Source organism: Ligilactobacillus salivarius DSM 20555 = ATCC 11741, assembly GCF_001435955.1.
GTDB lineage: Bacteria > Bacillota > Bacilli > Lactobacillales > Lactobacillaceae > Ligilactobacillus > Ligilactobacillus salivarius.
This window is the reverse complement of sequence record NZ_AYYT01000002.1, coordinates 1-11,859: the sequence shown is the minus strand read 5'-3', so window position 1 is coordinate 11,859 and position 11,859 is coordinate 1. Positions and strand designations below refer to the sequence as shown.

Annotated in this window: 11 protein-coding genes; 9 read left to right on the top strand and 2 right to left on the bottom strand. The window is 33.6% G+C overall.

The window, feature by feature from the left end; genetic code table 11:
- Nucleotides 1-3: 3 nt before the first annotated feature.
- The 8 genes from FC55_RS01245 to ileS all read left to right on the top strand — a co-directional run bounded on the left by FC55_RS01245 (nt 4) and on the right by ileS (nt 9,083).
- Nucleotides 4-861, top strand: coding sequence for a cell division protein FtsQ/DivIB (locus tag FC55_RS01245; RefSeq protein WP_003700450.1), 858 nt, complete (start codon nt 4-6; stop codon nt 859-861).
- Nucleotides 862-999: 138 nt separating this feature from the next.
- The gene (gene ftsA / locus FC55_RS01240; protein ID WP_034990383.1) at nt 1,000-2,394 is read left to right on the top strand and encodes a cell division protein FtsA; all 1,395 of its coding nucleotides are present in this window, start codon (nt 1,000-1,002) and stop codon (nt 2,392-2,394) included.
- 25 nt (nt 2,395-2,419) lie between these two features.
- The gene (ftsZ, locus tag FC55_RS01235) at nt 2,420-3,673 is read left to right on the top strand and encodes a cell division protein FtsZ (protein WP_003710313.1); all 1,254 of its coding nucleotides are present in this window, start codon (nt 2,420-2,422) and stop codon (nt 3,671-3,673) included.
- 24 nt (nt 3,674-3,697) lie between these two features.
- Nucleotides 3,698-4,150, top strand: coding sequence for a cell division protein SepF (locus FC55_RS01230; protein ID WP_003700447.1), 453 nt, complete (start codon nt 3,698-3,700; stop codon nt 4,148-4,150).
- Between the two features lie 27 nt (nt 4,151-4,177).
- Nucleotides 4,178-4,435 (top strand): YggT family protein, encoded by a 258-nt coding sequence (locus FC55_RS01225; RefSeq protein ID WP_003700446.1) that lies wholly within the window; start codon nt 4,178-4,180, stop codon nt 4,433-4,435.
- 2 nt (nt 4,436-4,437) lie between these two features.
- On the top strand, nt 4,438-5,226 hold the full coding sequence (locus tag FC55_RS01220) for a YlmH family RNA-binding protein (RefSeq protein WP_003700445.1): 789 nt from the start codon (nt 4,438-4,440) through the stop codon (nt 5,224-5,226).
- A gap of 22 nt (nt 5,227-5,248) precedes the next feature.
- On the top strand, nt 5,249-6,016 hold the full coding sequence (locus FC55_RS01215) for a DivIVA domain-containing protein (RefSeq protein ID WP_003700444.1): 768 nt from the start codon (nt 5,249-5,251) through the stop codon (nt 6,014-6,016).
- Nucleotides 6,017-6,287: 271 nt separating this feature from the next.
- Nucleotides 6,288-9,083 (top strand): isoleucine--tRNA ligase, encoded by a 2,796-nt coding sequence (gene ileS / locus FC55_RS01210; RefSeq protein WP_011476133.1) that lies wholly within the window; start codon nt 6,288-6,290, stop codon nt 9,081-9,083.
- 77 nt (nt 9,084-9,160) lie between these two features.
- On the opposite strand, the gene FC55_RS01205 is transcribed toward ileS, so the two are convergent.
- Complete coding sequence (locus FC55_RS01205) at nt 9,161-10,000, bottom strand: YitT family protein (protein WP_003700442.1); 840 nt, start codon at nt 9,998-10,000, stop codon at nt 9,161-9,163.
- Nucleotides 10,001-10,193: 193 nt separating this feature from the next.
- Nucleotides 10,194-11,180, bottom strand: a complete 987-nt coding sequence (locus FC55_RS01200; RefSeq protein ID WP_003700441.1) for an ADP-ribosylglycohydrolase family protein — start codon at nt 11,178-11,180, stop codon at nt 10,194-10,196.
- Nucleotides 11,181-11,329: 149 nt separating this feature from the next.
- Between FC55_RS01200 and FC55_RS01195 the strand changes: the two genes are divergently transcribed.
- A complete protein-coding gene (locus FC55_RS01195; protein ID WP_003700440.1) occupies nt 11,330-11,803 on the top strand; it encodes a hypothetical protein in 474 nt (157 codons plus the stop codon).
- Nucleotides 11,804-11,859 lie beyond the last annotated feature (56 nt).

Here is an 11,859-nt window from a genome sequence, read left to right as displayed (position 1 = left end):
TGCGTGTTTGGTAAACGAAAAGATTCTAAAAATAAAGCCATGAGAGATAATGAAGAACTTACGCCTTGGGAAAGACAGCAATTGTTGCGAGAAGAAAATATAGAGAAAAAACAAAAGAAATCTAAAAAAATCTTGATAAGTAGCAATTTAGTTAAATTTAACGGTCTTAGAAAGAAAAGACTCCAAAAGCGAGTAATAACTCTAGCATCAATTTTTGGAATTAGTGCAGTAATATCTTTATACGCAATCCTTCCAGTTAGTAGAGTGAGTAATATAGAGATAGAAGGTACAGATAGCCAAACAAAAACTGCTATTATAGAGGCCAGTCAAGTGAAAAAGAACGAATCTTTATTCGCGGTTGTACCTACTAAATTTTTGATTAGTCAACGTATAAAAAATGATGTAGCAACTGTTAAAGATGTTAATATCTCTTTGAAAAAAAACGTCGTTAAATTTAAAGTTACTGAATATGATATTGTCGGATATATTCAAAGAAAGAATACTTATTACAAATTAACTTCAAATGGACGTGAATTGAATGTAGGTCAAAAGGCAACCAATGGAAATTACCCATTATTTCTTGATTTCAAAAAGAAAACTTTATTACATGAAGCAGCACAACAGGTAGGGGAGATGCCTAAAAAAGTAAGATTTGGAATTTCTGAAATACATTCTAATCCAACAAAGGTAAACCCTAAACGAGTGAAATTAGTGATGAATGATGGAAATGAAGTGATAGGAAGTATAGATACTTTGGCAGCAAAAATGAGTTATTATCCAAGCATGGCTAAAGCTTTAGGTAAAAAAGGTGTGATTGATCTAGAAGTGGGCGCATATGCTTATCCTTATAATAATAAGTAATAAAGTTGTTTGAAATGTTTAATAAAGTAAAGTACACATCTATTGCTTAATGTGGTAAAATTTATATATTGACTAAATATAAATAAAAATAGACAAAAATTATAGCTTAAAATTTGAGTGTAAGAGGAGGTCAAAATGATGGATAATTCTGAAATATATGTAGGATTGGACATCGGAACGACTTCAATAAAAGTCATCATCGCAGAACATGTGAAAGGACAAGCAAATATCATTGGTTACGGTAATACAAAATCTGCTGGCTTAAATCGTGGTGTAATTGTAGATATTGATCAAGTTGTTGCAACAATAAGAGATGCTGTTAATCAAGCTGAAAAAAAAGCTAACTTGGATATTTCTGAAGTAACAGTTGGAATACCTGCTAATTTGCTACAGATTGAAAAATGTCATGGTATGGTTTCCGTCAGTGATGAAAATGGTAACTCACAAGAAATTACGAAGAATGACGTATATAAAGTAACACAAGCTGCTTTGGTACAAAATCTTCCTCCTGAACGTGATGTTATTGATATTATTCCAGATGAATTTATTGTAGATGGTTTCGATGGAATTAAAGATCCCCGTGGTATGATGGGGGTCCGTATGGAGATGCACGCTGTTATGTATACGGGTCCTAAGACTATTTTACATAATATCAAGAAGTGCATACAAAAAGCAGGCTTGAAAGTTAAAGCAACTGTTGTAGCTCCATTGGCTACTGCTAGATTAGCAATGTCTGATGCAGAACAAGATTTTGGATCTATTTTAATTGATATGGGTGGTGGACAAACAACTGCAGCTGTAATTCACGACCATAAATTAAAGTATACATATGTAGATCAAGAAGGTGGCGACTATGTCACTAGAGATATTTCGGTAGTTCTTAACACTTCCATTGAGAATGCCGAAAGCTTGAAACGTACTTATGGCTTTGCAATGGCTAATCAAGCATCTTCTGAAGATGTATTTCCTGTACAAGTTGTAGGAAAACAAGAACCTGAACAAGTATCAGAAGAATATTTGGCTGAAATTATAGAAGCTCGTATGAGACAGGTATTTGAAAAGATAAATCGTTCCTTAAACGATGTTAATGCTTTTCAATTACCAGGTGGAATAATTTTAACTGGTGGAATGGCTGCTTTACCAGGAATTAGAGAATTAGCAGAAGAAATTTTTGGAGTAAGCGTTAAAATTTATATTCCACAAGAAATGAATTTACGTTTCCCATCATTCTCTCAAGTGATAGGATTAGTAAACTATGTAACTAAAATGAGTGATATTGAACGCTTAGTTAAAGGTAGTTTGGAAGGAAATACAATTGATATAACAGCAGATACTATTCCATATGCTGATAGCATGATTAGTAATAATTTTGATACAACAGCTGTATCTAATGATTATGTGGATGATTATGTAGAAACTGCAGATGTTGAACCTCAAGACTTACAAGAAACACAACCTAAGCATAAGCAAAATAAAAAGAAAAATGGTATATTGTCGAAAGCTAAGAATTTTATGGAATCTTTCTTTGACTAATTAATTGGAGGGTAAAAGAATGGCAATGGAATATTCATTAGATTCAAGTCAAAATACAGGCGCAAATATAAAAGTAATCGGTGTTGGTGGTGCAGGTGGTAACGCTGTTAACCGTATGATTGCTGACGATGTTAAAGGTGTTGAGTTTATTGTAGCTAATACTGATGTTCAAGCTTTACAACATTCAAACGCTGAAACAAAAATTCAATTAGGACCTAAATTAACACGTGGATTAGGTGCAGGTTCCAATCCTGAAATCGGTAGTAAAGCTGCTCAAGAAAGTGAAGAAGCAATTGCTGAAGCTCTTTCCGGTGCAGATATGATTTTTGTTACTGCTGGTATGGGTGGCGGTACAGGTACAGGTGCTGCTCCTATTATTGCAAAAATTGCTAAAGAACAAGGTGCTTTAACAGTTGGTGTTGTTACACGCCCATTCAGTTTTGAAGGACCAAAGCGTGCAAGATTTGCCGCTGAAGGTGTAGCACAAATGAAAGAACACGTTGATACTTTAGTTATCATCGCTAACAACCGCTTATTAGAAATCGTAGATAAGAAGACACCAATGTTACAAGCATTCCAAGAAGCAGATAACGTATTACGTCAAGGTGTACAAGGTATTTCTGATTTAATTACATCACCTGGTTACGTTAACTTGGACTTTGCTGATGTTAAGACTGTTATGCAAAATCAAGGTTCTGCTTTAATGGGTATTGGTACTGCTAATGGAGAAAATAGAACAGCAGAAGCTACAAAGAAAGCTATTTCTTCACCATTGTTGGAAGTATCAATTGACGGTGCAGAACAAGTTTTACTTAACATTACAGGTGGTCCAGACTTAAGTTTATTTGAAGCACAAGATGCATCAGATATTGTTGCTCAAGCTGCTACAAGTGATATTAACATTATTTTCGGTACTTCTATCAATGAAGAACTTGAAGATTCAGTTATCGTAACAGTTATTGCAACTGGTATTGATAAAAAGAAAAAAGAAGCACCAAAGCGTACAAGAATGAGTAATCCACTTAACAATGCAGGCATTAATCATTCAACAACTGGTGTGAATGAAACAACAACTAGAAGTCAAGGAGATCCATTAGGTGATTGGGATTTAAGTCGTGAAATGAATAATCCTCGTCAAGCTACACAAAATGAACGTGGAAATGATTTCCAAAACGTTGAAAAGAAAGATTTCGATGTGTTCCAAGCTGATTCAGATGCAGATGATAGCAACGATGATTCTTTAAATACACCACCATTCTTACGTCGCCGTCGTCGTTAAGATTTCCTTTGAAGGAGTGTTAAGATGTCATTAAGTGAAAAACTAAGTAATTGGTTCAATGGAGTTCCAGAAGGAGAGTATTACGAGGAAGTTACTGATAGCAAACAAGCAGTCAGTACTAATACTGATGTTACTAGAGCTTCTGAACCAGAAAAAGATAATAATAGACAGGTGATGTCTTTGATGAGTTCTAAAAACAATAGTACAACAGTTCAAAGAGAGCAAAAGATCATGGTCTTTGATCCAAGTGTTTTTTCAGATGTTAAGAATATCGGTAAGATGATTTTAAATGGTAGAGCTGTAATTGTTAATTTTAGAAAAATGGATGAAAATCAAATTCATCGTGTAATAGATTTTCTTTCGGGCTTAATTTTTGCTGTTAATGGTGACATGCAAAGAATAGGTGAAAAAATATTCTTGTGCACCCCTAAAAATTTTAAGATCGAAGGAGATTTGTCTAATCTTACAGGTAGATGATATTAGGTATAGGTTAGGAGTAATTAATTGATATTTTTAGTTGATAGAATTTTTAATCTGTATTCGACATTAATCTTAATTTATGTATTAATGTCATGGTTTCCAGGTGCATATCAAACTAAGTTAGGTCAATGGTTGGGAAAGATAGTTGAACCATATTTAAGTTTGTTTAACTTTATTCCACCAATTGCTGGCTTGAGTTTTGCACCAGTAGTAGCGTTAATTGTTCTACAACCTGTTGAATGGGGTGTAGACTTTATACTTGGACTGTTAGGACTTTATTAATCATGGATAGTAACATTTTGCAGCATTTTAGAAAAGATGAAGAACCATTAATTTCACAATTGTCTGATTACATTATGCAGGCAGAAAACGAATATCGACCAATATTAACGCATTTCCTGAATCCAAGGGAACAATATATTGCTCAGTCGTTGATACACAAAAATCAAGATGTAAAAGTTTCTTTTAGTGGTGGTTATGAAAATGCTGAAAGAAAACGAGCAATATTTTACCCAAGTTATTACGAGGTACAGGATGATGATTTTAATTTAGAATTAATTATGATTAAATATCCTGTGAAATTTACATCGTTAACTCATGGACAAATTTTAGGAACTTTGGCTAATAGTGGGTTAGATAGAGAAGTAATTGGTGATATAATAGAACAAAATGATACTTGGCAATTCCTTTGTGAAAAAGAAGTAAGTGACTACTTCAGATTGCAAATTGATAGAGTGGGTAAGATTAAAGTTAGACTTGAAGATGCACCACTCGATGAAATTGTAGTTCCAGAGTTAAATTGGCAAGAAAAAATGGTAACATCTTCTTCTCTAAGAATAGATAGTTTAGTTAGTGTTACGTTCAACATATCAAGGGAAAGTAGCAAGAATTTAATTAAGGCTGAAAAAGTACAGTTAAATTGGATGACTGTTGCTAGACCAGACTATGAAGTTAAGTATGGAGATATATTGTCGATTCGTGGTTATGGTAGACTTAGAATCGATGACCTATTAGGTGTAACTCGTAAGGATAAATTAAGAATTAGAGTTTCTGTATTGGAGAAGAATAACTGATACGTTTTTGGAGGTGTTGGGGATGGCTTTGACCCCTTTAGATATTCATAATAAAGAATTTCATGTAAAATTACGTGGCTATGATCAAGATGAAGTTAATGATTTCTTAGATCAAATTATTAAAGACTATGAAAATACTTTAAAAGAAAATGACAGATTAGCAGATAGTTTGCAACAAAACAAAGAAAAATTGAAGTACTTCAATGATTTAAAGGATTCATTGAATCAATCAATTATTGTGGCTCAAGAAGCTGCTGATAAAGTTAAGGCGAACTCACAAAAAGAAGCTGAAATCATTAATCATGAAGCACAAAAGCAAGGTCAAGATATTATCGACCAAGCTAATGCTAAGGCAAAACACATCATTGATGAAGCTTCTAGAAAAGCTAAGAAGATTGCAATTGAAACTGATGATTTGAGAAAGCAAGCTCGTATCTTCCGTCAAAGACTTCAAGTAATGATGGAATCACAACTTGAAGTAATTAAGGGTAGTGACTGGGATGAAATTCTCAAGCAAGGCGATGTAAGTAGCTTTGAAGAAATTCAAGATGCAATTCGTCATGATGATTCACTTGACAATTTTGGTCAAAATGAAGTACAATCAGACGCAAGTAGTGATGGAGCAGAGGTAATTGTTCCAGGCCAAATTGATGCACCAGCTGATGTTGTTACTCAAGATGTCCCAGAACAACCTCAAGAAGAATCAGTTTCTCAACCAACAAATGAAACTGTTGTTATTTTCCCTGATGATGATCAACCTCAAGGAAAACACTTTGCTCCTGAAGATTAATTTATTTCTGAAAGAACGCGAAAATCATATTATATAGGCAGCGAGTCGATGGTCGGTGAAAGTTCGATATATCCCTGATATGATTTTTATCATCTTTCAAATACTTTCCTGAAATAATAGTAGGGTAAGTCGTTTCATCGCGTTAATGATGACTAAAGAAACTACTAATTGATGATAGTTAAAATTTGGGTGGTACCACGGAAATCTCGTCCCTTGCTGGATGGGATTTTTTTGTTTCCAATTTTTAACTGAGAGAGAAAGGATGGATCTTATGAAAGTCAAAGATACTTTAAATTTGGGTAAGACAAAATTCCCAATGCGTGGTAATTTACCTGTTCGCGAAGTTGAAAGACAAAATGAATGGGAAGAAAATAAAGTTTATGAACAAAGACAAAAATTAAACGAAGGTAAACCAAGTTTTGTGTTACATGATGGACCTCCATATGCTAACGGTAATATTCATATGGGTCACGCAATGAACAAGATTTCTAAGGATTTCATCGTTCGTTCTAAATCAATGATGGGATTCCGAGCACCTTATGTACCAGGTTGGGATACACACGGTTTACCAATTGAACAACAATTGAAAAAAGCTGGTGTTGATCGTAAAGCATTATCTGTAGCTGAATTCAGAGAAATGTGTCGTCAATATGCTTTAGAGCAAGTTGATAAGCAAAGAAAAGACTTTAAGCGTTTAGGTGTTGCTGGTGAATGGGATAACCCATATTTAACATTGAAACCAGAATATGAAGCACAACAAATTCGTGTCTTTGGTAAGATGGCAGAAAAGGGCTTAATTTATAAAGGTAAAAAGCCAGTATTTTGGTCATGGTCATCTGAATCAGCTCTTGCTGAAGCTGAAGTTGAATATCATGATGTAACATCACCATCTGCATTCTACGGTGAACAAGTTGTTGATGGTAAAGGTGTATTAGATGAAAATACATATATGGTTGTTTGGACTACAACACCATGGACTATTCCTGCTTCTGAAGGTATTACAATTGATGCTACATTCGACTACGCAGTTGTACAACATGACGATGATGAACGTAAGTATGTTTTAGCTGCTGATTTAGTAAATGCTGATGCTGAATTATTTGGTTGGAATGATGTTAAGATTGTAAAAACTGTTAAGGGTGCAGAATTAGAAAATGTTTTATGTCAACACCCATTCTATCCAGAAAGAAAACTTGTAACTATGTTAGGTGACTTCGTTACAACTGATGCTGGTACAGGTCTTGTTCATACAGCTCCTGGCTTTGGTGAAGATGACTTTAATATTGGTGTTAAGTATGGTTTGGATGTATATGTTCCTGTTGATGATAAAGGATATATGACAGAAGATACTGGCGAAGATTTTGCAGGTTTATTCTATGAAGACGCAAACGAAGTTTCTTTGAAGAAATTGGAAGAAGCTGGCGTACTTTTGAAGCAAATGGATTACGAACATAGTTACCCATTTGATTGGCGTACAAAGAAACCTATTATCTTCCGCGCTACACCACAATGGTTTGCTTCTGTTGATAAGATTCGTGACCAAATTTTAGGTGCAATTAATGAAGTTCAATTCTTCCCAGATTGGGGTCAAAAACGTCTTTACAACATGATTCGTGATCGTGGTGACTGGGTAATTTCCCGTCAAAGAGTTTGGGGTGTTCCATTGCCAATCTTCTACGGTGAAGACGGTGAAGCTATCATGACTAAGGAAACAATCGAACATGTTGCAAAATTAGTTGAAGAACACGGCTCAAATATTTGGTTCCAACGTGAAGCTAAGGACTTGTTACCTGAAGGCTTTACAAGTGAACATTCTCCAAATGGTAAATTTACTAAAGAAACAGATATCATGGATGTTTGGTTCGATTCTGGTTCCTCACATCAAGGTGTATGTGCTGAACGTGATTACTTGACATATCCAGCTGATCTATACTTGGAAGGTTCTGACCAATACCGTGGTTGGTTCAACTCTAGTTTGATTACATCTGTTGCTTACTCTGGTCATGCACCATACAAGCAAATTCTTTCTCAAGGATTTACACTTGATGGTAAGGGACGTAAGATGAGTAAATCATTGGGTAACACAATTGTTCCTAGTGAAGTTATCGATAAGATGGGTGCTGAAATTATCCGTCTATGGGTATTGAGTGTTGATACATCTGCTGACGTTCGTGTATCTATGGGAAGTTTCCAACAAATCGCTGAAAGTTATCGTAAATTTAGAAACACAGTTCGTTTCTTACTTGCAAACACAACAGATTTCGATCCTGCTAAAAATGCTGTTGCTTTCGATGAAATGGAATCCATTGATAAATATATGACAGTTCTTGTAAACAAATTTACTAAGGAAATTCTAGATGCATATGCAAACTATGAATTTATGGAAATTTACAAGAAGTTAATCAATTTCATTACAACAGATCTTTCTGCATTCTATATGGACGTTGCTAAGGATGTTGTTTATATTGAAGCTCCTGATAGCAAGAAACGTCGTTCAATGCAAACAGTATTGTATGATGTAGTGGTACGTCTAACTAAGTTAATGACTCCAATTTTACCTCATACAACAGAAGAAATTTGGAAGTATTTGAAGGAAGACGAAGAATACGCACAATTATCCGAAATGCCTGAAGTTAAGCATTTCAATAATGAAGAAAAACTTGTTGATTTATGGAACAGATTCATGAATTTACGTTCAGGTGTATTTAAAGCTCTTGAAGAAGCAAGAAATGAAAAATTAATCGGTAAGTCCTTCGAAGCACATGTAGACTTATATGTATCTAATGGTGTACAAGCTGATTTAGATGCATTAAACGCTAATGTTCGCCAAGCATTGATTGTTTCTGCACTAGATGTTCATCCATTATCTGAAGCACCAGAAAATGCTTTGAAGTTCAATGATGAATATGCTGTTGTAGTTGAACATGCTGAAGGTGAAGTTTGTCCTCGTTGCCGCATGATCAAGACAGATATCGGTAGTGATGCTGACTTACCAACACTATGTGCAAGTTGTGCTGAAATTGTTCGTGAAAACTATCCTGAAGCTTTGACAGAAGGTTTAGAATAATTTAATTAATAATTTAAAAGAGATTCAAAGAAAGTTTATCTTTGAATCTCTTTTTTACATACAAAGGTATGAGAAAGCTATAATCCCCATTTACCACCATGAACTTTAGTTACATTAGATGTAACAATAAAGGCTTCTGGATCAATTTCATGAATTTTAGCAATTAAATGACCGTAATCTTGGCGATCTACGATTAATAAAATTTGTTGTTTTTGTGTTTGACTATAACCACCAACTACATCATAAAGAGTCAAACTACTATTATCTTTTAGAAGGGTTTCTTTAATTTCGTCAAGCAAATTGTTACTTAAAATTTGAACTTGGTATTTTAAGTCAAAGCCTGCCTCGGCATAACGCATAACTAAAGCAGTTATAACTTGAGAAAAGGCTGCTAAAAAGAAAGCATTGAGTCCAGCGACAAATATATTCATAAAAATAACAAGTAGGTCGATAAACATTAATGTTAGGGCAGAATCCAGATAAAAGTATTTCTTCAAAATCATTGGTGGAACAGTTGTCCCTCCACTTGAAGCATTAATTCGATAAAGAAGTGAAACTCCAAAGCCCATCAAGCTACCACCGATAATAACAGCTAATAATTCATTATCAGTAACTTGAAAACTAGGAGTTAATTGCATAAATACAGGTAACAATAAACTACCTAAAGTAATATTTTTAACCACTTTTCTTTCTAAAAAAATCCAAGCTAAGCCAATCATAGCTAAATTACAGATTAAAACTGTTAAAGGTCGTTCTACATGCCAAACAGCTTCTACTAAGATGGCAATTCCAGTCGTTCCTCCGGCTGCAATATCGATTGGAGCATAAAAGAAGTTAATACTTAAAGTAATAATTTCTAGAGCAACTAGAAATACTAGCCAACGTCCCCAGCGATATCTACGTATATTTCTTGTCATCTAAACATCCTTTCGTTTGATAGTAGTTCAAACCATGATTTTATTATTATAATTATCATAACAATAAAGTTGATTTCGTGTAAAGAAAGTGGCAATAATAAGTGATATTTTTAGTATAATTTTATAAAAAAATTAAGATTATAGGAAGAAGAATATATATAATAATAGGATAAAAAATATATTTTATATGTTATTATGTATTGAATTTTTGACTTAATTTTTTACCAAGAGATATAATTACATCTCGTAATTCCAATTTATTTAGATAAGAAGCAGGAAGCCAGAGTGAGTTACTTTGTTGAACACCCACAATTTGTCCGGTTATTGAACCGGTTGAATTAGAATCTCCATCATGATTAACAGAAATTTCGATAGCACGGCATGGATCTTTTTGATATTTCAAAGAACAATAGAGGGCAATAGCTAGTGTTTCTTCAGCAACCCATCCCTTTCCTAAGCGTTGAAAATTTATGAAATCGTTATCTGTTGTTTGACTTAAATTTGTTGCTAATTTAATTATTTCTGTAAAATCGGATAAATAATCCATAGTACTGAATTTTGATTTTATAAAATTAAGAGTATCTAATACAAGTTGAGGAGAAATATTAGATGTGAGTAAACGATGGATAAGTACTGCTAAATAAGCAGAAGAAAGACTACTTAGTGGATGACCATGAGTCAAAGCAGAGCTTTCAGCTCCAAGTTGAGCAATTATATTTTCATCTTCATCAATAAGTCCAATTGGAGCTACACGCATAATACCACCACATCCTTTGCTATTATTAATTGGATGTTGTAAGCTTCCTGGTTTTGGTTGCGCTAGTGTCATTAAGCAAGTCCTGCCTGGTTCACGAGAATTAAATAGTTCCTGAAAATCTACCAATTTACTAACAGGCTTATGGGACATACTTTGTTTGTCAGTTTTCCACTGAGTTTCTAACCAGTCTTGATAACAATCCCAAAGATTAGTCAAATAATTATCCGATATTAATAAGGCAGAAGCTGTAAATAGAGACATTTGTGTGTCATCTGAAATTAAAACTGGTTCAGAAAAATTAATAAAAGTGATGCCAATGGGATTATTTTGTTGAATTTCTCGATAGCTAGAAAATTCCACTGGGTAACCCAATGAATCTCCTAAAGCACCACCTAACAAGCAATTAGTAGGTTTATTTGTCATTTTTATCTTCCTCCAATAAATTTTAGATCAATATTAAAGTAAATGATGTTCGACTTTCAAGTCAGTATAGCATAAATTAGTTATAAAATTATGATAACTCTTATAAAATTAAGATATAATAGCTATAAATAGTAGGGAGGTGAATTAAGTTGATAAACAAAAAATTACCTTACATATATTTTAAAACAAAATCATTTCATGTATATTTACGATTATGGAAATTAGATGATGAATGGATAGGTGTATCTTATAGTGTAAGAGCTTATAATTCAGAAGAATTTTATCAAGGCGGAAGTCCTTTAAGTAATTGGTATCATGATGATCTAACAGTATTGTTAAATGAAATAGATGAATTAATGATAATGGATGAATATGTAAATACTTTTGAGCCTTTAGATGATCCTTACTTGGATATAGTATTAAAAAGTAAATCTGGAAAGAAACATCTAAGAATTAACTTTTATTGGGATCCAACAGAGAGTAGAGATCATTTGTCAGTATATTTAAATAGTAAACAAATAGAAAATCTAAATATGTATCTCTCACTAGCAACTGGAAAAATAACAAAAGATAATGAGCAAATTAAAATATTGTATGATCAAGGTATTTTACAAGGAGATTAAGTAGAAATTCTTACAAAATAATTTTCCAATCTTCATTGACATAGTGGGCGAGATAC

What these genes read in the sequence shown, in the direction of transcription:
- ftsA (WP_034990383.1), top strand. Translation starts at nt 1,000, where the DNA reads ATGGATAATTCTGAAATATATGTAGGATTGGACATCGGAACGACTTCA.
- ftsZ (WP_003710313.1), top strand. Translation starts at nt 2,420, where the DNA reads ATGGAATATTCATTAGATTCAAGTCAAAATACAGGCGCAAATATAAAA.
- FC55_RS01230 (WP_003700447.1), top strand. Translation starts at nt 3,698, where the DNA reads ATGTCATTAAGTGAAAAACTAAGTAATTGGTTCAATGGAGTTCCAGAA.
- FC55_RS01220 (WP_003700445.1), top strand. Translation starts at nt 4,438, where the DNA reads ATGGATAGTAACATTTTGCAGCATTTTAGAAAAGATGAAGAACCATTA.
- FC55_RS01215 (WP_003700444.1), top strand. Translation starts at nt 5,249, where the DNA reads ATGGCTTTGACCCCTTTAGATATTCATAATAAAGAATTTCATGTAAAA.
- ileS (WP_011476133.1), top strand. Translation starts at nt 6,288, where the DNA reads ATGAAAGTCAAAGATACTTTAAATTTGGGTAAGACAAAATTCCCAATG.
- FC55_RS01205 (WP_003700442.1), bottom strand. Translation starts at nt 10,000, where the DNA reads ATGACAAGAAATATACGTAGATATCGCTGGGGACGTTGGCTAGTATTT.
- FC55_RS01200 (WP_003700441.1), bottom strand. Translation starts at nt 11,180, where the DNA reads ATGACAAATAAACCTACTAATTGCTTGTTAGGTGGTGCTTTAGGAGAT.